The sequence below is a fragment of the Paenibacillus flagellatus genome (assembly GCF_003217775.1).
Classification (GTDB): Bacteria; Bacillota; Bacilli; order Paenibacillales; family NBRC-103111; genus Paenibacillus_AB; species Paenibacillus_AB flagellatus.
The window spans coordinates 165,211-189,814 of sequence record NZ_QJVJ01000005.1; the positions used below are offsets into that span (position 1 = coordinate 165,211).

The 24,604-nt window shown below is 63.5% G+C and carries 18 protein-coding genes; 2 read left to right on the plus strand and 16 right to left on the minus strand.

What is annotated here, in order from left to right:
- Positions 1–193 precede the first annotated feature (193 nt).
- The 5 genes from DLM86_RS12865 to DLM86_RS12885 all read right to left on the minus strand — a co-directional run bounded on the left by DLM86_RS12865 (position 194) and on the right by DLM86_RS12885 (position 7,586).
- Positions 194–1,684, minus strand: coding sequence for a stalk domain-containing protein (locus tag DLM86_RS12865; RefSeq protein ID WP_110840418.1), 1,491 nt, complete (start codon positions 1,682–1,684; stop codon positions 194–196).
- Positions 1,685–1,861: 177 nt separating this feature from the next.
- Positions 1,862–4,015, minus strand: a complete 2,154-nt coding sequence (locus DLM86_RS12870; RefSeq protein WP_110840419.1) for a hypothetical protein — start codon at positions 4,013–4,015, stop codon at positions 1,862–1,864.
- 42 nt (positions 4,016–4,057) lie between these two features.
- Positions 4,058–4,942, minus strand: coding sequence for a carbohydrate ABC transporter permease (locus DLM86_RS12875; RefSeq protein WP_110840420.1), 885 nt, complete (start codon positions 4,940–4,942; stop codon positions 4,058–4,060).
- 13 nt (positions 4,943–4,955) lie between these two features.
- The gene (locus DLM86_RS12880; RefSeq protein ID WP_110840704.1) at positions 4,956–5,813 is read right to left on the minus strand and encodes an ABC transporter permease; all 858 of its coding nucleotides are present in this window, start codon (positions 5,811–5,813) and stop codon (positions 4,956–4,958) included.
- Between the two features lie 102 nt (positions 5,814–5,915).
- Entirely contained in the window at positions 5,916–7,586 is a 1,671-nt protein-coding gene (locus DLM86_RS12885; RefSeq protein ID WP_158289454.1) for an extracellular solute-binding protein, read from the minus strand.
- 393 nt (positions 7,587–7,979) lie between these two features.
- Here DLM86_RS12885 and DLM86_RS12890 point away from each other — a divergent pair, with 393 nt between their 5' ends.
- Positions 7,980–10,274, plus strand: a complete 2,295-nt coding sequence (locus DLM86_RS12890) for a helix-turn-helix domain-containing protein (protein ID WP_110840422.1) — start codon at positions 7,980–7,982, stop codon at positions 10,272–10,274.
- Positions 10,275–10,393: 119 nt separating this feature from the next.
- Here DLM86_RS12890 and DLM86_RS12895 read toward each other — a convergent pair whose 3' ends face one another.
- The 7 genes from DLM86_RS12895 to DLM86_RS12925 form a co-directional block, all read right to left on the minus strand.
- Positions 10,394–10,990: a GNAT family N-acetyltransferase gene (locus DLM86_RS12895; protein ID WP_110840423.1), complete on the minus strand. Its 597-nt coding sequence runs from the start codon at positions 10,988–10,990 to the stop codon at positions 10,394–10,396.
- 252 nt (positions 10,991–11,242) lie between these two features.
- The gene (locus DLM86_RS12900; RefSeq protein WP_110840424.1) at positions 11,243–12,112 is read right to left on the minus strand and encodes a serine/threonine-protein kinase; all 870 of its coding nucleotides are present in this window, start codon (positions 12,110–12,112) and stop codon (positions 11,243–11,245) included.
- 343 nt (positions 12,113–12,455) lie between these two features.
- Positions 12,456–13,760: a neutral/alkaline non-lysosomal ceramidase N-terminal domain-containing protein gene (locus DLM86_RS12905; protein ID WP_158289455.1), complete on the minus strand. Its 1,305-nt coding sequence runs from the start codon at positions 13,758–13,760 to the stop codon at positions 12,456–12,458.
- Positions 13,757–14,698: a GNAT family N-acetyltransferase gene (locus DLM86_RS12910; protein ID WP_158289456.1), complete on the minus strand. Its 942-nt coding sequence runs from the start codon at positions 14,696–14,698 to the stop codon at positions 13,757–13,759. The genes DLM86_RS12905 and DLM86_RS12910 overlap by 4 nt, the downstream gene beginning before the upstream one ends.
- Positions 14,699–14,742: 44 nt before the next feature.
- Positions 14,743–15,609, minus strand: coding sequence for a sugar phosphate isomerase/epimerase family protein (locus tag DLM86_RS12915; protein WP_110840427.1), 867 nt, complete (start codon positions 15,607–15,609; stop codon positions 14,743–14,745).
- Positions 15,606–16,661, minus strand: a complete 1,056-nt coding sequence (locus DLM86_RS12920) for a Gfo/Idh/MocA family protein (RefSeq protein WP_110840428.1) — start codon at positions 16,659–16,661, stop codon at positions 15,606–15,608. The genes DLM86_RS12915 and DLM86_RS12920 overlap by 4 nt, the downstream gene beginning before the upstream one ends.
- A 29-nt stretch (positions 16,662–16,690) precedes the next feature.
- On the minus strand, positions 16,691–17,677 hold the full coding sequence (locus DLM86_RS12925; protein WP_110840429.1) for a Gfo/Idh/MocA family protein: 987 nt from the start codon (positions 17,675–17,677) through the stop codon (positions 16,691–16,693).
- Between the two features lie 191 nt (positions 17,678–17,868).
- On the opposite strand from DLM86_RS12925, the gene DLM86_RS12930 reads away from it, so the two are divergent.
- Positions 17,869–18,783: an AraC family transcriptional regulator gene (locus DLM86_RS12930; RefSeq protein WP_110840430.1), complete on the plus strand. Its 915-nt coding sequence runs from the start codon at positions 17,869–17,871 to the stop codon at positions 18,781–18,783.
- 6 nt (positions 18,784–18,789) lie between these two features.
- On the opposite strand, the gene DLM86_RS12935 is transcribed toward DLM86_RS12930, so the two are convergent.
- From DLM86_RS12935 to DLM86_RS12950, 4 genes are read right to left on the minus strand one after another with little or no spacing between them, the layout of a single operon-like run.
- Positions 18,790–19,263 carry a GNAT family N-acetyltransferase gene (locus DLM86_RS12935; protein ID WP_110840431.1) on the minus strand — a complete coding sequence of 158 codons (474 nt, stop codon included), beginning with the start codon at positions 19,261–19,263 and terminating at the stop codon, positions 18,790–18,792.
- A gap of 59 nt (positions 19,264–19,322) precedes the next feature.
- Positions 19,323–20,897, minus strand: a complete 1,575-nt coding sequence (locus DLM86_RS12940) for an ATP-binding protein (RefSeq protein ID WP_110840432.1) — start codon at positions 20,895–20,897, stop codon at positions 19,323–19,325.
- Positions 20,894–21,775, minus strand: a complete 882-nt coding sequence (locus DLM86_RS12945; RefSeq protein WP_110840433.1) for a CheR family methyltransferase — start codon at positions 21,773–21,775, stop codon at positions 20,894–20,896. Before DLM86_RS12945 ends, DLM86_RS12940 begins: the two co-directional genes overlap by 4 nt.
- Positions 21,772–24,504 carry a response regulator gene (locus DLM86_RS12950; protein WP_110840434.1) on the minus strand — a complete coding sequence of 911 codons (2,733 nt, stop codon included), beginning with the start codon at positions 24,502–24,504 and terminating at the stop codon, positions 21,772–21,774. The genes DLM86_RS12945 and DLM86_RS12950 overlap by 4 nt, the downstream gene beginning before the upstream one ends.
- Between the last annotated feature and the right edge of the window lie 100 nt (positions 24,505–24,604).

Here is a 24,604-nt window from a genome sequence, read left to right on the forward strand (position 1 = left end):
TATGCCTAGTGATTTCGTAAGGACGGACGTATCCGGCGGAGATAACGGCCGCTTCGCCGCGCCGTTTCGCCCGAAACGTGCCGAAACGGCCGAAAAGAAGCCGCCGCCTTCCGAGCGGGCTCGGACCCGTACGAAAAGCGGCGGCATATCCCGCATCGCGGTGCGGCCATCGGAGCGGACGGGCCGCGGTCCGTCACAGATCGATGGAAGCCCGATACAGCGCCTGGTTCCACGTCACCTTCGCTCCGAACGTCTCGGCGACGAACCGAAGCGGAATGTACAAGTGGCCGTCGACGATGCGCGGAGCGGCGCTCAGCGCCACCGGCTCGCCGTCGACGGTCGCGGTCGCGACGTCCGGACGGAGCAAGACGGTCCGGCCGTTAAGCTCGGCCGTCACCGTCCGCTCGTCACCGTTCCACCGGAACGGCGCGCCGAGCCGCTCGAATATGCCGCGGAACGGCGCCATCGTCGTCTCGTTCTCGACGTAGCCGCGGAATTCGTGGACGAACGAGCCGTTCACGACGACCTGTACCTGCGGATTGTCGTGGCGCTTGACGACGAAGGCGTTGGACAGCGGGCGGCCCGGCCGCGTGACGACCGCGCCGTCGGCGTACAGGGCGGAGCTGGCGCCGCCGTCCAGATTCATCGCCTCGACGAGCCCTAGCGACACGGCCACCTGCGCGAGCTCGGCGATCGTGGCCGACGGCGTCGTCCCCATCGCCAGCCGGCCGGAGCCGTCGATGCCGATGAAGCTGCGCGCGCCGGACGCGGTCGTCAGCTTCGGATCGTCGAAGCCGTCCCGCGCGAAATCGACGTCGACGGCGCCTCCGCCGACGAGCTTCGGCCCGGCTCCGACCGCAGCCAGCACCCGGCTCGCGTCCGCCGCCGTCGAGCCGTCCGGCGCGACGAGCGTCGTGCGCAGCGCCGCGCGGGCGCCTACGGCGACGTTCGGCAGCAAGTACGTCCGGTTGTTGTCGCTCAGCCCGACGAACAGGACGTAGCCGTCCTCCGGCACGTCGGCCGCCGTATCGGTTACGCTTCGCACGGCGCCTTCGCTCACGACGATTTTCATCCCGCCGGGATAATCGACCGGCCGTCCGAAGTCGGGGGTGAACAGGACGACTTGGTCGGCAGACGATTCGCCGTAATACGCGTTGACGCCCCAAGGGCGTACCGGATACGCCGACGCCCCGCTTCCGATCCGGATTTCGGTCTGCGTCTTCCACCGGGCGAGCCAGCCCGTCTTGTCGGCGCCGATCGCAAACGTCGGGCCGTCCCCCGAGTGGACGACGTCGCCGCTCCGCATCATCGCGCCGTTCGGAAACCGCCGCAGCGGATCGTCCTCGTAAGCGTCGAAAAACGTGCCGTTGATGCCGGCCACCGCCCCGCTCGCCGCCATCATGGCGCCGAAGATTTGATCCGTTCCGATGCCGCCGCCGGCGACGACCGGCTCCACGGACAAGTGCGGATCGGTCAAATCGACGGTGACGAGCTTGACCGGAAACGTTTTGCCGGCGGCCGCGACGGACCGCGTCTCGTACCGGACCGAGTCCGCCGACGCATTCGCGAAGCCGGACGGCGCGGCCAGCGTGACGGCCAGCACGGCCGCGGCCGATACGGCGATGAGCGCCGGCGGGAACCGCCGGGTTTTCGTGGGATATGTAGCCTTCAGATCGTTTGTCATGCGTTTCCTCCGCCCATGCTGAAATCGGTTGCCTGTCTTTCTTCCATCATATAGCGTTCGGACGCGGACGACCAGATGGAGGGAGGGCCGGGGCGGACGTGCAATGTTTTCCAGTTGCGCGGCGAACGCCAAAGGGCGCCTTGCGAAAGGCGCCCCCTCTGCACTTGCTTGCCGCACTCACGCCTGCGCGGGCGCCCCGTCCGCCGCGCCGGTCAGCGCGAGCGATTTCCGGAAATCCGCGAATTCGTGTTCGAGCACCGTGCGCACTTGGGCGATTTTCCAGCGCAAATGGTCGGCGTCCGTCATATAGTCCATGCTCGGCTCCCAGCCGAGCCGCGAATCGGCTTCGACGAGCGGAATCGCGGCCTCCGCGTTGGCGATTTCCGCGAGCGCCACGCGAGCCAGCTGCTCCAGGATCGGCTCGGCCGCAGCCGGATCGGGCTCGGCGAACAGCCGCTGCTTCAGCAGCCACCACATCTTCAGATGGATCGTCGTTCGCACGCACAGCGCGATGAACCGGTTCATGCCGAGCAGCCGCTCGCCCTCCTCCCGCTTCCGCTCCGGCGTCAGCGCCAGCGCCCGCTCCAGATGGGCGTTGCCCTCCCGCCACAGCTCCTCCATCCGCTCCAGGCTGCGAATTTCGACGCCGAAGCGCGACGCGCCGAGCGATTGGCGGCTTCCTTCCAGCGGCCCGTAAGCCGTTTTGACGATGTCGTTGCCGAACATCGCGTGCCAGGCGGCCGGCATCCGCACGCCGAGCCGGAACACCATCGGATACGACGGACCGACCCGGAACGGCCCGTACTGGTCCTCGTTCGTCGGCACGTAGTGGCGGATGCCGTCGCTCCAGCACCGCCACGCCGCCAGCACGTGCGGCGCCGCCTCCGCGCCGAAGTCGCGTCGCGCCACGGCCGCGAACGTCTCGTCGGCCGGCGGGCTCGGCGACCAATACGACCATTTCGCCAAATCGCTGACGAACGACGGCCACCAGCCGTAATGGTGCGATTCCATCAGACCGGAGAGCCCCCAGTCCCGGCGCGCCCGGTGCAGCGCCTCGTGCCGGCGCGCCCACTGATACGGCACCGGCTCGTACGGGATGACGCCGATGTCCCAGGTGAGGCCTCCCGTATTGCTCATCGTGTACAGGCGGATGCCCCGTTCGGCCGCCGCCTCGGCCTCGCTCCGGAAATAGCGGCCCGGTCCCTCGAACGATACCGTATAGTCGACGCAGACGTTCGTCACGTGCTCGTTGCGGCGCTGCTCGAACATTTCGAACGTGACGAGCAGCGTCACGTCGTCCGGAATGGCGCGGATGAGCTCGAGCCGTTCCTTCTCCGGCGCGTAGCCCCAGTTGTACGTCCAGAAGACGATGTCGGCTTCGGCGTTATGCTTGCGGACGACTTTTTTGATCATATTCAGCCATTGCGGATAATCGGCGCACGGCCACCAGCCCGGGCTCGGCTTCGTGCGCGGTTTGTCCTGCGGCCACTCGAGCCGGAGCATGCCCGTCGTACGCGGATCCTTGCTCGGGAACTCGCACGATTCGCCGACGAAGACGACGCCCTTGAACCCCGGGCACGAAGCGAACAGCCGGCCGTACGTCGAGTCGTAATAGTCTTCGGCGTCGGGGTCGTCCGGATGCTTGCGGCTGATCATGTAGCTGTATGCATAAACGTCGATGCCGTACGAAGCGGCCTTGTCGATGAGCGCGTTGAAATCTTGATAGCCTTCCGGCGTTTTGTCCACGTCCTTGACGAAGACGAGAATCGCGTCGATGCCCGCATGCGCCATCGCGTTCAGATGCGCGTCCGGGAACCGGTCGAGCCCCCAGCCGGAATGGGCCATCCGCGGCGAGAACAGCGGCTTGCGCGTCGTATCCCGCCAAGCGACGAACGGCGCCTCCCGCAAGTTCATCACATCCTCGAGAAAATAGCTGCCCTGCCCGACGCCGCGGTCGTCGAAGCCGCAGACGACGATCCGCTCCGGTCCGACGACGAGCCGGTATTCGCGGCCGACCGTAAGGCCCGCGCCGAGCTCGGGCAAATCGCGCTTTTCGGCGAGCACGATCGTCTTCTCGCCTTCGCGCGCCTCCTTCTCCGGGTCGTCCGTCAGGCGCAGCGTGACGGATACGCCCATGCTTTCGAAGAAATAGTCCTGCAAATCTTTGGCCACGTTCCGCACGAGCGGACTCGCCCGTTCGGCGATCGCGATCCGCCAGCCGTCGCCGACGATCGTCTCCCCCTCCTCCGCCGCCGCCAGCGGGTCTCGTCTGCCCGGCTTATGCACGACCTCCAGCCGGCGTCGGAATGCGTATCGGCGTTCGACCTTCATGCCCCGGTTCCTCCTTTTCGGCTCCCGCGCCCGTCTGCCGCGTCACCCTTTGACGCTGCCGAGCACGATGCCTTTCATGAAATATTTTTGCAAAAACGGATAGACGAGCAAAATCGGCAGGGCGCCGAGAAAAATTTGCGCCGCGCTGAACGTTTTGTCGGAGATGAGCTTGAGCAGCTTGTCGTCCGTCATGGAGAGCTGCTGCAAATCCTGCTGAATGACGACCGTCTGCAAATACGATTGCAGCGGATAGTTTTCCGGCTTATGCATATAAATCAGGCCGTCGAACCAGGCGTTCCAATGGCCGACCATCGCGAACAGCGCCAAAGTGGCGAGCGCCGGCACCGACAGCGGGACGAAAACCCGCCACAGGATGACGAACTGCCCGGCCCCGTCGATGAGCGCGGCCTCCTCCAGCTCCTTCGGCAGCCCGCGAAAAAAGTTAAGCAGCAGGACGACGCTGAATACCGGCACGGCGTGCGGCAGGATCAGCGCCCAAATCGTGTTCAGGATGCCCGTCTGCTGCACGACCATATAGGTCGGGACGAGTCCGCCCCCGAACAGCACCGTCAGGAAAAACACCCAGACGTACACGGTACGCGGCCGGAATACGCGCACTTCCTTCGACAGCGGGTACGCCGTCAGGACGATCAGCACCATATTGACGAGCGTGCCGAGCGCCACCCGCTTCACCGAGACGAGCAGGGAGCGGAGGAACGCCTCCTGGCGCAGCACGTACTCGTAAGACTTCGTGTTGAACTCGACCGGCCACAGCTTGACGAGTCCCGCGGCCGCCGCCGTGTTGGAGCTGAACGAGACGGCCAGCACGTGGACGAGCGGCAATAGGCAGAGCAGCGCCATGGCGGCCAAAAACGCCGTATTGCCGACGACGAACAGCCTTCTTCCCCAAGAGCGATCTTCGACCATTCGGCCGCCCTCCTCAAAAAATCCGATAATTGGCGAACCGGTAGGCCAGCCAATACGACACGCCGATCAGCGCCAGCGACACGACCGACTTGAACAGCCCGACCGCCGTCGCCACGCTGTACTGCATTTGCTGCAGCCCCATCCGGTACACCATCGTGTCGATAATGTCCCCGGTTTCGTATACTTGGGGGCTGTACAGGACGAATACTTGATCGAAGCCCGCGTTCAGCACGTTGCCGAGGCTGAGCGTGGCGAGCAGCACGATGACCGGCCGCATGCCGGGCAGCGTCACGTGCCACGTCTGGCGCAGCCGCCCCGCCCCGTCGACGACGGAGGCTTCGTACAGCGAAGGATCGATCGACGTCAGCGCGGCCAAATACACGATCGTCGCGAAGCCGAACTCCTTCCATTCGTTCGAGGCGACGAGCACGAACCGGAACCAGCCGTTGTCGCCGAGGAAATAAATCGGCTCGACGCCGAACGAAGCCAGCACCCCGTTCACGATCCCTTGCGACGGCGACAAGATGTTGATGAGGATGCCGCCTACGATGATCCACGACAAGAAGTGCGGCAAATAGACGAGCGTCTGCACGCTCCGCTTGAACCATTTGTGCCGCACCTCGTTCAGCAGCAGAGCGGCCATGATCGGCACGATCAGCCCCGCGGCGATTTTCATGATCGCGATCGCGACCGTGTTGCGGACGACCTTGATCGTATCCGGCAAGCTGAACACGTACGCGAAGTTGTCGAAGCCGACCCAATCCGATTTCCATATGCCGAACACCGGAACGAAGTTTTGAAACGCCATGACGATGCCGGCCATCGGCCCGTAGCTGTACACGAGAATGACGAGCAGCCCGGGCACGAGCATCAGATGGAACGGCCATTCCGATTTCAACCGCCGGATCACGGGATGTCCCCTCCTTCGAATCGGTCGGCGGGAGGGGCCGAAGCTCGCCCCTCCGCCCTCCCGTTATCGTTTCGAATACCAGTCGTTCGCTTCTTTCGTCATGTCGTCGCCCCCGAGCCGCTTCCAATCCTGGACGAACTGATCGAACGTGTCGAGGGGGGCGCCCAGCACGATTTTGGTGAACGTCTCGAGCTCCATCTTGTCGAGATTCGCTTTCTTCTGCACCATGCTCGGCGTCGGCACCGTAATGAACCGATCCGGCATGAACCGGTCCTCCTTCAAATAAACGTTGTTGACGATCGGTCCCGCCCCCCACGAGTCGCTGCGCGACGCTTCCTTCCACGACGATCCGGACCCTTTGCGGTACTCGGTAATTTGGGCGTATTCGCCCCGCTCCTCCGGCGTCAGCTTGGCGAGGGCCGCTTCGTCGGCTTTTTGCGGGCTTTTCAGCAGCGGCTCGAGGTGGACGGAAATTTCCGCGTTTTTGAACGGCTTGTAAATTTTCACCGGCGCGTTCGTCCAATGGGCGATACCGTTGCTGTCGTTATAGTTCGCGTACACGTCGTCCTTCGTGTTCAAGTAAAACAGCTGCAGCCAAATGTCGGCCAGCTTCAATACCGCTTCGGGGTGCTTCACGCCTTTTTTGACGACCCAGAAGCCGCCGAAAATGTTCAGCCCGTGCTGCAGCTTCGCCGGACGGTCGTCGATCGAAGGAGCGGCGAACGGCAGCCAGCGCACGTTCGGCGTTTGCACCGACAGCGGAGCGAACCCGGCCGTCAAGGCGCCGTAGTAAATGCCGAGCTTGCTGCCGCCGAAGCTTTCGTACACCTTGGCGGCGTCCTTCACGCCGAACTCCTTGTCGATTTGCCCGGCCTTGTACATCTCCTGCAGCTTGGCGAGCGCCGTCTTCATCTCCGGCTGGATCGAGCTGTACGCGAGCTTGCCGTCCTTATCCTGGATCCAGATGCTTTTGTAGGCGTGAAAGCCGTTCAGGAAGCCGCTTACGATGCCGAACTCTTTGTCGAGCGACAAGCCGAACGTATCGTGTTTCCCGTTGCCGTCGGGATCTTTCGTTGTAAACGCTTCCGAAATAGCCAGCAAGTCGTTCATCGATTTCGGCGCGGACAGCCCCAGCTTCTTCATCCAATCTTCGCGAATCCAGACGACGGGCACCGACTCCTTCGCCACGCCGGTGAACGGGATGCCCATCAGCTTGCCCCCCACGGTCGCCGCCTGCATCGGCTCGGGGCCCGCATCCTTCATCACCTGCTTGATGTTGTCGGTGGCGTAATCGTTGTAGACCCGGGTCAACTCTTCGAGCAGCCCGGCGCGGTTCAGCTGGGCGAACTGGTCGGGCGTCGCCAGGAAAAAGTCGGGGATGTCGCCGGACGCCATCATCAGATTCGTCTTTTGCTCCAGCTCCTTGCGCGGGCCGTCCCACACCGTATTTACTTCGATGCCGGCCGTTTCTTTCAAATACCGTGTCCACGGATTGTTGTTCATGTCGTCGCCCTGCGCGAACTTCGGCACGCCGTAATTGAAGCTCGCCGTCGTCAGCTTGACGGGCGGGGCGAATTTGTCCGGCAGCCCTTTCGCCTCACCCGGCTTCGCCTCCCCGGACGTCTCCGACTTCGCGCCCCCGTCCGATTGCCCCGCTTCGTCCGCGCCGCATCCGGACAACGCGGCCGCCGTCCCGAGCAGTCCGACGAGCGCCCATGCAACCGTCTTCTTCATCGTATCCCTTCCCTTCCCCCGTATCATGCGATCGATCGCAAGCCATCGATCCCATTCCCCGCTTCCTCTTGTCTCTCCATCCGCCGATCGATCGAAGCGATCCCCCTTTCCTTTTTCCGCTTCCTCCGCCGTCACCGGTTCCGGCTTCGCAGCTTCATGATCGCATCCGGTTGGGCGGGAGCGCCATCGCTACTTTCGGATCCGATCTCCGATTGCGGCGATTATCCGAACTTGCATACGGGATGAACAATTGCATATTGATCCGGTCCGCCGATACGGTAAGATAGATGGGAAGGAGCGCAGCGCGCAATGTAAGCGCTCTCCATCCGATCCGCGCGCGAACGCTTCGGGCAACCGAAGGAATGCGCGCCATCGCGAAAGGAGCCGGAGCCGATGACGCCCTCCCGATTCCGCATCAAGCTCAAGCTGAAGCGAAACTCGCTGTTCATCAAGCTGCTCGGCGGATTTTTTTCCGTCATCCTGTTACTTCTCTCCTTCAATCTGTTTTCCTTTGCCTATTTCAGCGAGAACATCCAGGAGGAAGTGATCAAATACAACAAGCAAAACGTCGGCGTCACGGCCGAGCGGTACGAAAACCATATCCGCATCGTACAAGGGACGATCGCGCGGCTGTACTTCAATCCGAAGGTCGTGCTGCTGACCGAGCTGGCCAATTCCGAGCAGTTCGAGCCGGTCAACCTCGTCGTGGACGAAATCCGCGCGACGATCGGCAACGAGCTGCTGTTTCTAGACAATATCGTGCTCCAGTTCGCGAAAAACGGCTTTGTCCTCGACAAGCACGGACCCGGCCGCACGGAAGAAACGTTCGCGCGCACCTACCTGAGCGCCGACTACGGCCCGTCGTACTGGACCGGGCAGCTCGGCATGACCGAAACGATCCGGCTGTTCCCGCAGTCCGTCTTCACGGACGTGCCGTACAACCGGTCGGGCGCATACATCCCCGTCATCATGCGCAACAAGATCAATGACGCGCTGTACATCGCGGTCCTGCTGGACGCCGAGAAGATGTTCCGCTCGTTCCACAGCTCGATCGACCGGCGGTTTTACGTACTGGACGACGGTGGGACGACGATTTATCGATCCACGGACGAGCCGCTCCCGGACGGCATCATCGGGGAGCTGGCGGAAGGCGACGGCTTCGTCAAGCTTGACAGCAGCTACTATTTCTATAAGAAAGGGCCGACGGGACTGACGTATGTCAACGCCGTTTCGGATGCGAACGTCGCCCGCGAGGCGTCCCGGCTCAAGGTCGTGCTGCTCGCCGTCCTCGCGCTGGCCGCCGCGATAAGCGTGGCGATATCCGTCTTCGTCAGCGTCGGGTTCAATACGCCCGTGCGCACCATTATCGACACGATCGAGCACGCCGATCCGGACAGCCCGCTGCAAAGCAAAATCGACGAGTTCAACTTCATTCACGACAAAATCAGGACGATCCTGCGCACGAACCGCGACATTCACGACGATCTGCACGAGAAGACGGCGATGCTGCGCCAATTCGGCTTTTTGAACAAGCTGAAAAACATTTACTCCGCCGCCGACCCGCTGACCGAGCCGAACAAGCCGTTTTATCTCGTCCTGTTCCAGCTTGCGCTGACGCGGCAGTTCCACGAGACGCTCGCCGTCAAGCCGGAGCGCGCCTCCTACCTGATCAAGGAATATATCGCGGCGACGATGGCGGACCGGTTCGGCGATACGATTACGCTGCAGGCGGAGAAGGACGAGATCATGACGCTCGTCTTCGCCGACAAGCCCGCGTCCGAAGTCGTCCGCGCGCTCGAGTTCGTGAAGTCGGTGTTCGATCGCGACAAAGCTTACTGCTTCCTGACGATCGCCTTCCACCCGGAGCTTCGCGAGCCGACCGGCTTCACGGCCGCCTACGAGACCGCCCGGTCCATGGTGCAGCAGCGCATGCCTTCGGGCGAGACGGAGCTCGTGCTGGCGTACGATCCGCCCCCGGTACGAATCGGCTTCCTTCCGGCCCAAGAGCGCGAATTCGCCGGCCGGCTGCAGGCCGGCAACGCGGAAGCCGTGCTCGAGCTCGTCGGCCGCGTTCTCGTGCAGATGGAGAAGAAGCGCTCCCCGGCCGCGCACTACGTCGAATTCGCCAAGGAGGCGACGGCGAAGACGATGGCCGCGCTCATTGCGATGAATTTGGACATCAGCGGCATTTTCGACGGCCGGACGCCTTACGACGACATCCAGTCGTGCGCGACCGTCGACGACTTCGTCCGGTTTTTCGAAACGTTTCTCGGCGAAGCGTGCCGGCTCGTCGCGCGGAAGAAGGAGGAGAGCCATCCGGTGAAACGGGCCGTTCTCGACTATTTGCACCGCCACTATCACGAGGATATTTCGCTCGAGACGGCCGCGGACCGGTTGAACATGTCGGCGGGCTACATGTCGAAGCTGTTCAAGGAGCAGACCGGAATGAACTTCTCCGATTACTTGAACGACCTGCGCATGGAAAAGGCGAAGGAGCTGCTCCGGGACACCGATCTTAAAATTCAGCATATCGCCGAGAAGGTCGGCTACTACAACGTCAATTCGTTTATCCGGATGTTCAAGAAAACGATCGGCGTGCCCCCGGGAGAGTTCCGGCGGATGCACCGTTTCGGCGGGGAGAAGGAAGCTTCTGAAGGCGACCCGGGGAAGCCGGGCTCGGTCCCGTGAGGACGATTCGGGGGCGGTGCGGATGCGAGGAGATTGGCGGGAAGGCGCCGGTGCGGCGTTCCCGCGCGTCGGCGGCCGACCCGTTCGCCCGGCCGGGCGGCCCGCCCGCTGGACCCGGTTTACCGGGTTACCGTTTTGCGCATGTACCATCTTTCATTAAAGCCGGCCTGCTTGCGGAAGAAACGCTGCTTTTTTTTGCGGAATACGGTGAAGCCGAGCTTCTCGTACAGCCGGATCGCGTTCGTATTCGTGTCGACCACTTCCAAAATGAACTCGTCGCAGTCGAGCGCCTCGATCAAATGGTGCTGCAGCTTCGTCGCGATTCCTTTGCCTCTCGCCCGTCTGTCCGTGGCGACCGATTCGATATAGCACTGCCTGCCGGTCAGCCCGAGCGGCTTCTCCATCTCTCCCCGAACGAACGTATGGAAGAGCCAGCCTTTCCACGCACCGAGCGCCGCTTGAGCCTGACGCTTATCGAACCGGTGAGCGCGCCCTTCCGAGGTGGAGTAGCCGAATATGCCGACCACCCGCCCGTCCGCGAGCGCGGCGAAAAAACGGTCCCGCACGAACGAATGCTTCATCGCCTTCGCCAGCACGGCCCGGTCTTTCGAAAACATGCGCAGCGCTTCGTAAAAGCTGTCGGCAAAAATGTCGGCCGCCTGCTCGACGCCCGCCTCGTCCAATTCGGACAACCGCTTGATCACGACTTCTTCCATGCGTTCCTCCCTCGTCCTCGTACGGCCGCATCCCGGGTGTCAGGACCGGCGGCGGCACGTTTTACTCCCACTATACTCCAGCCGCTCACGGGAAAGAACCGTCCGGAGCACGAGGGCTTCGGACGGACGAAGACGTCCGGCCCGGGAACGAAAGGCGATACGCCGTGCGAAGGTCTAAGGGCGTCTTGGGCCGTCTCGCGCCGCGGTCCTCCCTTGCGGAAACGTGTCCGGACCCCCGCCGTCCGCGGGAAGCTATCGGACCGAATCCCAGGCGGCCTTGAACTCGGCCACATGCGCATATCGGAGCGCCCGATCGGGCGAGACGGCGCGGAGCGCGACCTCGTGGAGACGCGGGCCCGCCTCCCACCGGGAAAGCGACCGGTCCAGCTCGCCTCCGAGCAAACCGAAGGCGACGGCCCCCATAAGGAATACGTTCGACCGCTCGTCGATCGGCGCGCCGAGCTCGAACTCCTCGGGCGACTTGAACCGTCGCGCCCCCCAAAACGTCTCCCCCCTGTCGTTGACGGCCGGCCTTTTTCGGTACAAATCGATATCGCATATTCGGGTCGCATCGGAGGCGAACTCGTACAGGATGCTGCCGTCGTAAAAATCGACCGCCACGTAGCCTCTCGCTTCGACGTGCCGGTGAAAGTCGAAGAGGACGTCCAGCGAATGCAGCCGCTTCTCGACCGACAGCCGCCGATAGCGGTAAAAGGGCGAATCGGGGTGGCCGTATTTGGCCGGTCCCGCAAACGCCCAGTGCGGGTGCAGGCATTCGCCGCCGAACCATTCGAACACGACCGCGAAGCCGGCTCCGGTATCGAAATGATCGATCGGAGCGATCAGGGCCGGGTGCCGCAGCGCTTCATACACCGGCACCGCCTGCCGAAGGGCCGCGACGGCGTCCTCGGGGTCGCCCGCGAATTCGGCGGTTTTCGCCCCCGCATATTTCACGAAATAGTTCGATCCGCCACGCTCCACGCCGAACGAGATATTGCCCGAATCCTGCTGATCGAAGACGGCGAACGTCCGGCCGAGCCGGCGCAGCCAGCCGAAATCGTGCTCCTCGCGGAGCCCGAAGACGACGTCGTCCAGACGGACGGTATGAAGACGATCGTCCATGTGACCTCCTATTGGTCCTTCATGATGAAAGGCGTTTTCTTCTCCCATCATGCGCGGTGGAGCACGGTTCCGCAAGGGGAAGAATGGTTGTACGGGATTTGGTCCGGAGTGGGCGTACAGCCTGCAAGCAGGTGCAGACGCCCGGGAACAAGCGATCGGCCTCGAGGAGGCGAGCGGCGCATCCCGGTAACGGAAAAAGGTCTTCCGCGTCGAACCGCGCGAAAGACCTTGCCGATCCGCGTGACGGTGCGCCACCCCATCGCCCGCGCGGGCGAGCGGCGTTCCCTCGGAGCGTGCGGCTCGGCGCTTTCCCCGGCCTCGCGGGCGAGCCGCGTTCCGTCCGCTACCGCGTCCCCCCGACGCCCAGCCGTTCCAGCAGCTCGAGCGCGAGCCCGACCATCCGCTCCCCCGTTTCCTCGGGAAACCGGTTGCGGAACGTCATCCGCGGCTCGTAGCCGCCTTGGCGGAACGCGTCCCGCGTACAAATGTACGCCCGAACCGAGCCGTTGCACATCGTATCGATCATCGTGTACGCGAAGCGGGATTTCCGCTTCACATCCAGCCCGAATTCGACGAATATTTCGCCCGGGAAGCCGACCAGCGCCATGTCGCCGATCCGCATCGCCTGCACTTCCACCGTCCGCGACGCAACCGGGCATTCCGCCGCGATTTTCAGCAGCTCGCGGGCGTACGTCGCTTCGCGGACGTCGTCCGTCCCTTCCTCGAGCAGCCGCTTCGCCGCCGCAAGCTCCGCCTCCGGGGGCGACCGTAGGTCGACCTCGAACGTTCCGCTCAACGCGGCGACATCCGCTTCGTCCGCGACGTCGATCTTCTCCCGCGTCCTGACGACTTCGGCGCCGAGAATGCGCCCCATCCGCCGGTAATGGTCCGGCGACTTCGCCCGCTTCCCCGACACGTCGATATGGTTGATGTCGCCGCAGCTGCCTAACAGAAACAGACTGACCGCCTGCTCCCCGAGCGCCCGCTTCACGAACCGGCTCAGCTCACCGGGAAAGTCGGCGCCATACTCGGTGCCGCCCACCGTATCGGTGTGGCAGGCGTAATTGGAAACGACGCCGATCGGCCGCCCCTCCGCGTCGTCGATCCGCATGACGAGCACGTCGGGATCGATCGGCCCGGCGGGCCGGTCGATATTCGGATTGCCGACGCCGGGGTTCGTCCGGAACGAGCCGTCCTTCATGAAGTACCGGCGGTTGAAGGCGATGTCCGCCTCACGGCCGAGGCCGAAGCCGATGCGCGCCTCGCGGCGGCTGCGGTACGCCAGCAGCGCGCTGTCCGCCGCCTTTCGCGCGAGCCAGTCCAAATAGCCCGGATCCTCGGTGCAGCCGAAGCCGGTCGACACCGGACCGCCCGTATGCGTATGCGTCGTGGAAACGAAAACGTGCGCCGGGTCGAAGCCCGCCGCTTCCTTCAATCGCTGCCGCACCGCTTCGACCGTTTCCCGCGGCACGGATAGGGCGTCGACGGCGACGATCGCCGCCAGCGTCCCGTCGGACGATTCCAGCACCAACGATTTCGCGTACAGCGGATCTCGAACGCCCGTCGCCGTCCGGGGGCCGAAGTAGCCCGGAATTTCGCCGCCGAGCGGCGGGGTGACGTCCACTTCGCTCATTCCGCATCGGATCACGAGAGATCCCTCCGTTCCGTTCCAAACGCCGCCTTCATCAAATATTGCGTGTACGCCGTCTCGAAGCCGGCCGCCTTCAGCCATTCGACGACGGCCGGGTCGGACATCGACAAGTTGTCGGTCGCTCTTGCGCAATCCGCCTCCGCCGGTCCGAACGCCGCCTCGAGCGCCGCGTGGAGCGGCCCCGTTCGGCGGTCGCCCAGCGCCGGATCGGCGGCGCAATGATACAGCGTGACCGCGCGCAGTGCGCCGTCCTCGTCCTGAGCGCGGCGGACGAGCGCGTAGGCGAGCGGCTTGCCGTCGACACCCGAGACGACGATGCCGTCGTCCTCGGCCCGGTTGAACCATTGACCGGACCATGCGGCATCGAAGCGGAAAAAGGGCAGCCTCGTCAGCTCGCGCGGCTTGACGACGGAGAGCGTATAGCCCTCCTTCCCGCCGTTCTCGTCGTCCGCCTGCGGATAGCGGCCCACAGGGCCGGTCCGCTTCGCCCCGATCAAGCCGTCGACGATCCGGAAGCCGACGCTTTCGTACACCGCGACGGCACCCGCGTTCTGCTGCACCACTTCCAGGTATGCCAGCTCGGCCCCGCCCCGCTTCATCGCCTCGACCGCTTCGCGCATCAGCCGCTTCGCCAGTCCGCGGCCGCGGCAGGCCGGACTGACGCCGGTGCCGCCGTTCCATGCGATCTTGACGCCGCCGGCTTCCTTGAGCGCCACCAGCACGAAGCCGGCCGGCTCGTCGCCCGCGAAGGCGGCGACCGACAAATCCGGGCGAATCGATTCGCGCCCCAGCCGCACGGCGAATTTCTCCACCGTCGTCGTCATGTCCGAATAATAGCCGGAAAATCCGGCGTTCCACAGCTCCACCGCCTGGCGGAACGTGCAGTCTTCCAATCGGCATAGGCGAATGTCGCTTCGGTCCGCGGAGCTTTCCATACCGGTCCCTCCTTTTTCGGTTTCGGCTTGCAGCCCGTCACCCGTCATACCGCGTATCCGGCGGCGGCCAACAGCCGCTCGAGCCGGACGCGCGCCGCCGCGATCCGCTCGTCGAGCGCGCCGACGGCGACGCCCGCGCCGAACTCCCCGTGCGCGCCGTCCAGCCGCTCCACGATGACCGGCCCGGCGAAGCCCGCCGCATGCAGCGTCGCGAAGATGGACGCGAAGTCGACGTCGCCTTCGCCCGGGATCGGGAAATCGTCGTTCGCCCGCGCACCGCGATGGTCTTTCGCCACGAGCGATACCGTCTTCGCGGCGATCGCCGGCAAGTCGCCAGACGGGTCGACGCCTTCGTAATAGCGGACGTTGCCGGGATCGTAGCTGGCGAGCACGTGCGGGGAGCCGATCGCTTCGAGCGTGTCGGCGATGACCCGCGCCGTCGCCGTATTGCCCGTATGCGGCTTGATCGAGACGACGAGCCCGCGCTTGCCCGCCTCTTCGCCGATGGCGCGATATTTCGCCGCGAACGCGTCGTTCAGCGGCTTCATTTCGTCGGCGGGAATCGGCTCGGACGGAAATCGCCGATAGCTCGTCGTGCCGAGCGACAGCAGCTCCTCCGCCCCGATCGCCTTGGCGAAATCGAGCCGCCGGATCACCCGCTCGATCGGCGCGTTCGGATGAAAAACGTCCGTGCTGACGAGCGACACCGGCTTCAGGCCGTGCCGGTCGAGCAGGCCGGCGATCCGTTCGGCCTCCCCTTCCCCGGCATCGTCGAACGCCGGCTTGCCTTCGTGGGGCAGGCCGAACGAGACGTACCGGTAGCCGGCGCCGGCGATTCGCTCGAGCGCGAGCTCGAACGGATGCTTCGTATAAATCCAAGTCATGCAGGCCAGCTTGACGGTCGGCTTCATGCTTGCCCCCCGCCCCCGGCGCGCGCCGCATCGCGAACCGCCGTATAGTCGACCGCCACCTCGCGCCGTTCCTTCAGCGAGCGGTACGCCGCCTCGGATACCGCGATGACGCGCAGGCCGTCCTCGAGCGAGATGAGCGGCCGCCTGCCGTCGCGGATGCACTCGATGAAATGGCCGTTCAGCCGCACCCACATGTCGTTGTCCGCAAACGACGTCCGCCGTTCCGGGCCTTCGTCGTCCTTCACGAGCAGCTGGCCGTTGTTGTTGACGGCCGTCAGCTTCTCCGTCGCCACCCCTGTCATGTCGTACTCGACGCGGGTCACCCACGGCGTGCTCACTTGCCCGATGCCGCCGTTCGCGAAGCGGAGCGATACCGTGAACGCGTCGGCGACGCTTCCGGGAGGAAGCAAGTACGTGCCGCCGTAGGCGAACACCGATTCGACTTCGCCGCACATCCACATGAGCAGATCGTAATCGTGCGAGCCGTGGGAGAAAATCGGCCCTTTCGCCGTCGCGTCATCGAAATACCAGCTCGGCGTATCGTAGTAATGGTCGCGGTACTTGTCGTACACCCGCTGGTTCGGATCGAGAAAGTGCGTCCGCATCGACCACGCCTGGATCGGCTTGCCGGCTCCGTCCATCGATACGGTCTCTTTCATCGCCCGATAAACGGGCGCAAACCGCAGCGGGTAGCCGACCATCGCCTTCAGATCGGGACGCTTCGCTCCGGCCGCCACGATCTCGGCGCCGTCGGCGACCGACGTGGCGAGCGCTTTCTCCAGAAACAGATGCTTGCCCGCCGCCAGAACCGCCTTCGACGCGTCGACGTGGAGGTGATCCGGCGTCGCCACCCAGACGGCGTCCACGTCCTGCTCCAGCAGCGATTCGAACGAGTCGTACACGGTCGCCCCGACTTCGGCGGCGAGCGCCTCCGCTTTGTCGCGCGTCCGGTTGTAGACGGCCGTCACCTTCACACCGGGCAGCGCATGCAGCGTGCGCGCATGCAGCGACCCCATCAGCCCGCAGCCGATAATGCCTACTTTGATCGTCATCGGTTTCACCCTCCTCGTATTCGGCTCCGTCACAAGCGGACGGGGACGCCCGGGCTGCCGTACATCGCCCAAATCGTCCGGTGCGACTTTAGAATTTCGCGGCCGTCCGTCTCCGGCCGGTTCCCGGTGGCGATGCAGTCCAGAAAATGCTCGATTTCGAACAGCACGTTTTGTCCCGGCCGCGCCGGGTATTCCGGCGGACGTTGGTACAGCGTCTCCGTCCCGTCCTTCGTCACCGCCTCCACCGTCCACATGTCGTTGTTCAGCTGCAGCATCCCTTCGGTCAAATGAATTTGATACCTCGCCGGAGTCTTTTTATACTTCAGCCCCCAGCTGCTGATCAAATGCGCGAGCGCGCCGCTCTTGAACTCGATGATGCCGTGTGACGTCCCCTCGCCCTCCATCCAGTCCGTGCCGACCCGCGTGCCGAAATGCGATACGCGCGCCGGCTCGCCGAGCAGGTACAGCAATATGTCGATGTAATGGCAGCCGTGGCTGAACAGGACGCCGCCGCCGAGCTTCTCCTTGCTTGCGAACCAGGTGCCGGGCATCGGCTCGAGGAACGCCTCGACCCACCCTTGGGCGCTGATCGGCACGCCGTAGCGGCCGCTGTCGATCGCTTCCTTCAGCTTCCGAATCGCGGGCAAATAGCGGACGACGAAAGCGAGCATCAGCGTCACGCCGTTCCGCTCCGCCGCTTCGATCACGTCGAGGCAGTCCCGCTCCGAATTGGCGAGCGGCTTCTCGAGCAGCACGTGCTTGCCCGCGGCGATCGCCGTCAGCGCCTGAGGCGCGTGCAGATGGTGGGGCGTGCACAGGCTGACCGCGTCGACGTCGTCGAGAATCGCCGTCCAATCGGTCGCGTAGCGGCAGCCGAGCTGCTCGGCGACGCGAGCCGCCTTGCTTTCGTCCAGATCGACCACCCAAGCGAGCTCCGACCGTTCCGCCATCTTGTAGGCGTGGGCGTGGTCCAGCCCCATGTTCAGTCCGACTACGGCCGTACGAATGTTACTCATAGCGTCTCTCTCCTTCCTTGACTGGAAAACGTTTTCTCCCCGTAATCATAACGGCGGAAGGAGGCGAAAATCTTTGGCAAAAACGACGCAAAAGTTGCACTTTCGAAAATCGGTTCGCCCTTTGTTGACAGATCCGGAGAGCCGTCTTACGATAGCGGTGTAAGCGATTTCAGCAAAAGGACGGGGCGCCCGTGAACCGACGATACCGGCACATCAAGCTCAAGGAGCAGCTGTCGATCGACAAAATTTATTCGTTTCATTACAACGAGCTGTTGAAGGATTTCGTCTACGACGGCGAGCGGCACAACTTCTGGGAATTTTTGTACGTGGACAAGGGCGAGGTGGAAATTACGACCGAGTTCGCCACGTTTCATTTGAAGCAGGGCGACATGGTGTTCTACTCCCCGAACGAGTTCCACAGCTTGCGGTGCAACCGGAAGACGCCTCCGAACATCTTCATCGTCTCGTTCGACTGCAAGTCGGAGGCGATGCGCTTCTTCACCCACAAGACGGTGCGGCTTGGCGACGAGGAACGGCGGCTGCTCTCCCTGCTGATCGAGGAAGGGAACAAGCTGTTCGCAATGCCGGTGGCGATTCCGAGCCGGCTGTCCGGGGACCGTCGGCCGAAGCATCCGCTCACCCGCAAGGAAAAGCCCGAATTCGGCGCGGAGCAGCTGATCAAAATGTATTTGGAAATGCTCTTCATCCGGCTCATCCGCCTGAACCGGACAGCCCCGGCGAAGGTGAAGCTGACGCCGATCACGAAGGAGAACGAGCAGCGCGAGCTCGTGAAGCGCATCCTCGACTATTTGGACGCCCATTTGCCGGAGAACCCTTCCGTCGACGAGCTGTGCGCCGAATTCGCCTTGAGCCGGACGCAGCTGCGCGCCGTCTTCCGCGAGCATACCGGCTGCGGCGTCGCGGAGTACGTCGGGCGGCTGCGCATCGAGCGCGCCAAGACGTACATCCGCGAGGAGACGAGCAACGTGACGGAAATCGCCGAACGGCTCGGCTTCTCCAGCATCCATTACTTCTCCCGCCAGTTCAAGAAAGCGACCGGCATGTCGCCTTCGGAATATTTGAAAACGATGAAAGCCCGCATGTAGCGGCGGTCACGCTTCCGGCTTCGCGGTCCACTCGTAATGGTAAAACGACGTATCGCGCACGTAGCCGTTGTTCTCGTAAAGCCGCTGCGCGCGCACGTTGTCTGCCCCCGTCTCCAGGCCGATCCCCTTGGCCCCGATCGCGAGCGCGTACTTCTTCGCGCGATCGAGCAGCGCCGTGGCGACGCCGCCTCCGCGGCATTGTTCCGCCACGTACAGATCGTTCAGGATCAGCGCCCGCTTCATGGAAATCGACGAATACGTCGGATACAGCTGCGCGAAGCCGACGAGCCTCCCCTCCGCCTCCCGTTCGGCGGCGAATACGATCGAATCCCTCATCGTCATCCTTTCTCGCAAAAACTGCCGGGCCCCTTCCGCATCGGACGGTTTGCCGTAAAAAACGCGGTACGCGTCGAACAGCTCGGCGAGCCGGTCCGTATCCTCAATGGTCGCTGGTCGAACGATATAATCGGGCTTCGTCATAAAGTCATCGATTCCTTTCCAGTCGGATGGCGGCAAACGGAATGCGCGGAACGCATCCTTCAACGGATGGGCAGCGGAAACCGGATGTCGAACGTCGTCCCCTCCGGTCCGCTGGTCACGCGAATCGTCGCCCCGTGACGGGCGGCGATGCTGTAGCAGACGGCGAGCCCGAGGCCGGTTCCGTTCTCCTTCGTCGTAAAAAACGGGCGCCCGAGCTTCTCCAGGTCGTCCTCGCGGATGCCGTGCCCTTGGTCCGCGATCGTCAAGACGACCTCGCCGTCGTCCGTACCGGTCCGGATGCGCAGCACCCCGCCGGGGGACATCGACTCGAGTCCGTTCAACGTCATGTTCAACACGAGCTGGCGAATTTCCTTCTCGTCGAGAGGGATGTCGGGACATTCGCCGTACTCGATCTGGACGTGCTTGCCGGACACCATCGCTTCCGCGTGAATAAGCGGCAGCAGCGATTCGACAAGCCGGTTCAGCGGCCGCGGCACCATGACCGTCTGCTTGTTTTTGGCCAGCGACAAATATTCGGTAATGATGCCGTTCGCCCGGTCGAGCTCCTCGAGCATCATGTCGACGTGCTCCTTCTCCATCCGTCCCGGAGAACTTTGCGACAATTGCAAAAACCCGCGTATCGTCGTCATCGGATTGCGGATTTCGTGCGCGATGCCGGCCGCCATCTCCCCGATCAGGTTCAGCTCGGCGAGCCGCGACATTTCCTTCTCGAAGCGGACGTTCTCGGTCACGTCGACGACGACTTCGAGCAAGCATTTCTCCCCGTCCAGCTCGATCAGCTCCGTCGAGAGCAAGCCGTCCCGCCATTCGTTCGACCTCGTCGCGTACTTGATCTTCGCGTTGCGCACCGTGCGCTCTCCGCATCGGACGGCTTCATCCGGCGCATCGGAAGCGAACCGCAGCGCCTCGGAAGGAGCCGGCATCGTATCCGGCCCGAATCCCGTCATGCGCAGCCAGCTTTCGTTCACGTCGATGCAGGCCATGTCCGACAGCCGGCGGATCGCCATGAGGCACGGATTGGACATGAACATTTTGCGAAACCGCTCCTGCGACCTGCGCAGCTTCTCGTTCGTCTCGCGCAGCTCGAGCGTCCGCTCCTCGACCATCGATTCGAGCCGCTCGTTCTGCAGCTTCAGCAGCGCGTCGGCCTCCGCGAACCGCCGGTTCGACTGCTCCAGCTCGAGCGCCCGCCGGCGCAGCATGTCTCCCTGCTCGATAATTTGCCGGTGGTACCGGTGCAGCTTCGCGAATGCATCCACCTTGAGCCGCAGCAAATCCGGATCGATCGGCTTGAACAAGTAATCGATCGACCCCGCGTCGTAGCCCTGCCGCACGTGCTCCGTCGACGTGCTGATCGCGGTCAGGAAGATGACCGGAATTTCCCGGCACCGCTCCCGCTGCTTGATCAGCTTGACCGTCTCGAAGCCGTTCAAGCCCGGCATCTGCACGTCCATCAAGATGACCGCCAAATCGCTGACGTCCTCGAGCAGCAAGTAGCGAAGCGCGTCTTCACCCGATCGGAGCGAGACGACCTCGTATTGGGGCGAGGCGAGCACCCCTTCGAGCGCCAGCAAATTTTCCGGGCGGTCGTCTACCGCCAATAGTTTGATCATTCGGTTCGATCCCTTCCGGTCGGATCACACTTCCGGTATAGTTTCTCTTGCCCGTCGATCGTCTCGAACGCTCCCTCCTGCAGCTCTCTCGGGAGACTTTCCTTCCGCCCGAGCCCGAGCATGCCCTCCGGCACCAGGCTCGACCGGAACAGCTCCAGCACGCGACGCTGCATGACGTCGTCGAAGTAGATGAGCACGTTGCGGCAGACGATCAGATGAAATTCGTTGAACGAGTGATCGGTCGCGAGGTTATGCTGGGAATAGACGAGGTTTTCCGCCAAAAACGGATGGAACGCCGCCCGCTCTCCCAATACCGTGTAATATTCCGAGAACGCCCGCCGTCCGCCGGACAGCAAATAGTTTTTCGTGTACTGCTGCATCCTCTCGAGCGGGAAGCGTCCGCCCTCCGCTTGGCCGAGCGCCGCCGCGTTCATGTCGGTGGCGTATAGGCGGGCTTTCCGGTACAGCCCCTCCTCGTGAAGCAAAATCGCCATCGACACGACCTCCTCCCCCGTCGAGCAGCCGGCGTGCCAGATGCGGACGAACGGCAGCGCGCGCAGCAGCGGAACGACCTTATGGCGGAGGGCGAGGAAGAACGTCGGGTCCCGAAACATTTCCGTCACGCCGATCGAAAAGTCGGCGAGCAGCCGTTCCATGGCGGCCGGATCGTGGAGCACTTTGGCCTGCAGCGCGGATATGGTCGGGAGCCGCTCCGCGCGCACGCGGTTCCAAATTCTCCGGCGGATGGACGAATACGTGTAATTGCGGAAATCGTGACCGTAATGGCGATACACCCCTTCGAGCAGGAGCGACACCTCGATCCGTTCCAGCGCCTCCTGCTCCTCGCGGCGGTCCGGGTTGGGGGAAAGGCGGCTCATCGGTGCAGCCACACTTTCAGCAGCGAGACGAGCTGATCGAATTGGATCGGCTTGCTGATGTAGTCGTTGGCGCCGGCCTCGATGCACTTCTCCTTGTCGTGCTTCATCGCCTTCGCCGTCAGCGCGATGATCGGCAATTGGCGGTAGGGGGCGTCGCTTGCGCGGATCGTGCGAATCGCCTCGTAGCCGTCCATCTTCGGCATCATGATGTCCATCAGCACGAGGTCCGTATCGGTGTTCCGTTCGAGCAGCTCGAGCGCCTCGAGTCCGTTTTCGGCGAAAATGACGTTCGTCCCGAACGATTCGAGCACGCCTGTCAGCGCGAAAATGTTGCGCATGTCGTCGTCGACGAGCAAGATTTTCCGGCCGCTCAGCCGCTCGGCCGCGTCGGCCGCATCGGCGCCGCTTCGGCTCGTCTCCGCCGCAGCCGCGCTTTCATAACGGGCATCGGTCCCGATTGCTTCGGCCTCATCCGTGGCGCCCGTCATAAGCGGCACGGCAACCGTAAACGCGCTTCCTTTCCCTTCCTCGCTTTCCAGCGCAATCGTCCCGCCGAGCAGGACGACCAGCTCCCGGCTGATCGACAGCCCGAGTCCGGTGCCTCCGTATTTGCGGCTCGTCGTGCCGTCCGCTTGACGGAACGGCTCGAAGATCGCGTCCCGCTTCTCCGCCGGCACGCCGATTCCGGTATCGGCCACCGTCACGCGCAGCGTCCCGCCGCGTGGGGACTCCCCGCCTCCGGCCGGCGGTTCCGGCGATGCGGGCTCGATTCCGATCGATAACGTCACGGTTCCGCTTTCCGTAAACTTGATCGCGTTGGACAGCAAATTGCCGACAATCTGCTCCAGCTTCCGGACGTCCGTCTCGATGACGGCGTTCTCCTCCCCCGCCCGGACGTCGATCCGGAATTCGAGTCCTTTGCGCGACGCGAGCGCCCAAAACCGGCTTTTCGCGAAATCGGCCAAGCCGGCCGGCGTAACGGTTTCCCGGACGAGCTCCATTTTGCCCGCCTCGATTTTCGACAAATCGAGGATGTCGTTGATCCGGTTCAGCAGATCGGCCCCCGATCCGTAAATCGTCCTGACATATTCTTTCTGCTTCGGCGTCAAGTTTCCTTCCTTGTTCTCGGCGAGCAGCTGGGCGAGCAGCAGCAGGCTGTTGAGCGGCGTCCGCAGCTCGTGCGAGACGTTGGCCAAAAACTCGGTTTTGTAGCGGGAGCTTTGGACGACTCGCCGGTTCGTTTCCTCGAGCGCCTGCCGCACCAGCTCCAGCTCCTTGTTTTTGCGGTCGGCGTGCTTGTACTGCACCTCCAGCTGCTCGTTGAGCGCCCGCAGCTCCTCCTGCTGAAGCTGCAGCTCTTCCGACTGCGCCTGCAGCTCCTCGGAGAACAGCTGCGACTCGGTCAGCAGCTTGCGAATTTTCGCGTAGGCCGACACGCTGTCGAGCGCGGTGCCGAGCAGCGCGTTCATTTCCTCGAGCATGTCGAGCTTGGACGGATCGAACGGGGAGAACGAAGCGAGCTCCAGCACGGCGATCGCCTTCCCTTCGAACGATACCGGGAGAAGAAGAAGATGAGCCGGCTCCGACGAGCCGAGTCCGGAGCGGACCCGGATATGGCTGCCCGGCACGCGATCGAGCAGGATCCGTTTGTTCTCCCGGGCGCATTGGGCGACGAGCCCGACTCCCGGCTTCGCCTCCCCGCTTCCGACGTCCTCCCCGTCGTCCGCATAGGCGGCCAGCTTATTCATGCCGGAGGCGACGCCATCCTCGGAGTCGACCTGGTACAGCACCGCGTACCCGGCCCCCGCCATCGGCGCGATTTCGTTGACGAACAGGCTGCCCAGCGCATAGACGTCATGGACGCCTTGAAGCTTCGCGGACATGTCGGCCAGCCTCGCCTTGTGCCTGGCGTAGTCCTCCAGCTTCGCCTGGTAATGCAGAACGTCCAGCGCATGCTTCTCGAGCGCGGCGGCCATTTGATTATACGCCCGCGCGATATTGCCGATCTCGTCGTCAACCCGCACCTCGATGCGGGGCAGCCGGCTCGTATCGTCGAACGTGACGCCCTTCATGACGTTCGCCACCTCCCCGAGGCTTCCCCCGACGCTGCGCAGCACCCAGCCGGCGACGGACGCGGAGATGGCGACGAGCAGGACGACGAAGCCGGTCAGCATGTACAGCGTCGACCGGTAAACGCTTTCGTACGAAGCGATCGCCTTCTCCATATCGTCTTCGTAAACGGCGCTGAACGTGCGGATCGTCTCGAACAGCGCCGTGCTGGTCGGCTGGACGGAGTCGTAATAGGCGGTCAAGGCGCCGCTCCGGTTGCCGTCCTCCGCCAGCTGGATAAGCCGGTCCACTCCGCGGCTGTATTCGACGTAGTAGGCGCTTAAACGGGCGAGCGCCTCGGTATCGCCGGGCGCCGTGCTTAGCGACAACAACTGCTCCCAATATCGCTCGATCCGGCTGCGGCTTTCCAGAATCGGCTGCTTGTGCGACTGGATGCCGGCCGTGTCCAAGTTCAGCAGCAGGGCGTTCAGCTCCCGGCCGATCGTATTGACTTCCCCCCGTATGGACGTGACGAGCTTCACGCCGACGAAATTGTCGTTGACGATCCGTTTCATCGTGCCGTTCATATCGCCGAGCAGCACGGACCCCAGGCCCGACAGCAGCAGGAGCATCGCCAGCACGATGCCGAACCCGGCGTATAGCTTCGTTTTGAATCTCATGATCGTTCGCCCTCCGTCGCATGTTCTCCCCTAGTAAATTCTGATCGGAAGGACGAACTCCTGTCGCGTCCGGAAATATAGTTTCCGACAAAGCCCGGAC

Excerpts from the sequence above, each read along its gene's own strand:
- DLM86_RS12945 (WP_110840433.1), bottom strand. The coding sequence starts at position 21,775 with ATGAGCCGCCTTTCCCCCAACCCGGACCGCCGCGAGGAGCAGGAGGCG.
- DLM86_RS12875 (WP_110840420.1), bottom strand. The coding sequence starts at position 4,942 with ATGGTCGAAGATCGCTCTTGGGGAAGAAGGCTGTTCGTCGTCGGCAAT.
- DLM86_RS12895 (WP_110840423.1), bottom strand. The coding sequence starts at position 10,990 with ATGGAAGAAGTCGTGATCAAGCGGTTGTCCGAATTGGACGAGGCGGGC.
- DLM86_RS12935 (WP_110840431.1), bottom strand. The coding sequence starts at position 19,263 with ATGACGAAGCCCGATTATATCGTTCGACCAGCGACCATTGAGGATACG.
- DLM86_RS12910 (WP_158289456.1), bottom strand. The coding sequence starts at position 14,698 with ATGGAAAGCTCCGCGGACCGAAGCGACATTCGCCTATGCCGATTGGAA.
- DLM86_RS12885 (WP_158289454.1), bottom strand. The coding sequence starts at position 7,586 with ATGAAGAAGACGGTTGCATGGGCGCTCGTCGGACTGCTCGGGACGGCG.
- DLM86_RS12915 (WP_110840427.1), bottom strand. The coding sequence starts at position 15,609 with ATGAAGCCGACCGTCAAGCTGGCCTGCATGACTTGGATTTATACGAAG.
- DLM86_RS12865 (WP_110840418.1), bottom strand. The coding sequence starts at position 1,684 with ATGACAAACGATCTGAAGGCTACATATCCCACGAAAACCCGGCGGTTC.
- DLM86_RS12890 (WP_110840422.1), top strand. The coding sequence starts at position 7,980 with ATGACGCCCTCCCGATTCCGCATCAAGCTCAAGCTGAAGCGAAACTCG.
- DLM86_RS12925 (WP_110840429.1), bottom strand. The coding sequence starts at position 17,677 with ATGAGTAACATTCGTACGGCCGTAGTCGGACTGAACATGGGGCTGGAC.
- DLM86_RS12920 (WP_110840428.1), bottom strand. The coding sequence starts at position 16,661 with ATGACGATCAAAGTAGGCATTATCGGCTGCGGGCTGATGGGGTCGCTG.
- DLM86_RS12870 (WP_110840419.1), bottom strand. The coding sequence starts at position 4,015 with ATGAAGGTCGAACGCCGATACGCATTCCGACGCCGGCTGGAGGTCGTG.
- DLM86_RS12940 (WP_110840432.1), bottom strand. The coding sequence starts at position 20,897 with ATGATCAAACTATTGGCGGTAGACGACCGCCCGGAAAATTTGCTGGCG.
- DLM86_RS12900 (WP_110840424.1), bottom strand. The coding sequence starts at position 12,112 with ATGGACGATCGTCTTCATACCGTCCGTCTGGACGACGTCGTCTTCGGG.
- DLM86_RS12880 (WP_110840704.1), bottom strand. The coding sequence starts at position 5,813 with ATGCTCGTGCCCGGGCTGCTCGTCATTCTCGTGTACAGCTACGGGCCG.
- DLM86_RS12950 (WP_110840434.1), bottom strand. The coding sequence starts at position 24,504 with ATGAGATTCAAAACGAAGCTATACGCCGGGTTCGGCATCGTGCTGGCG.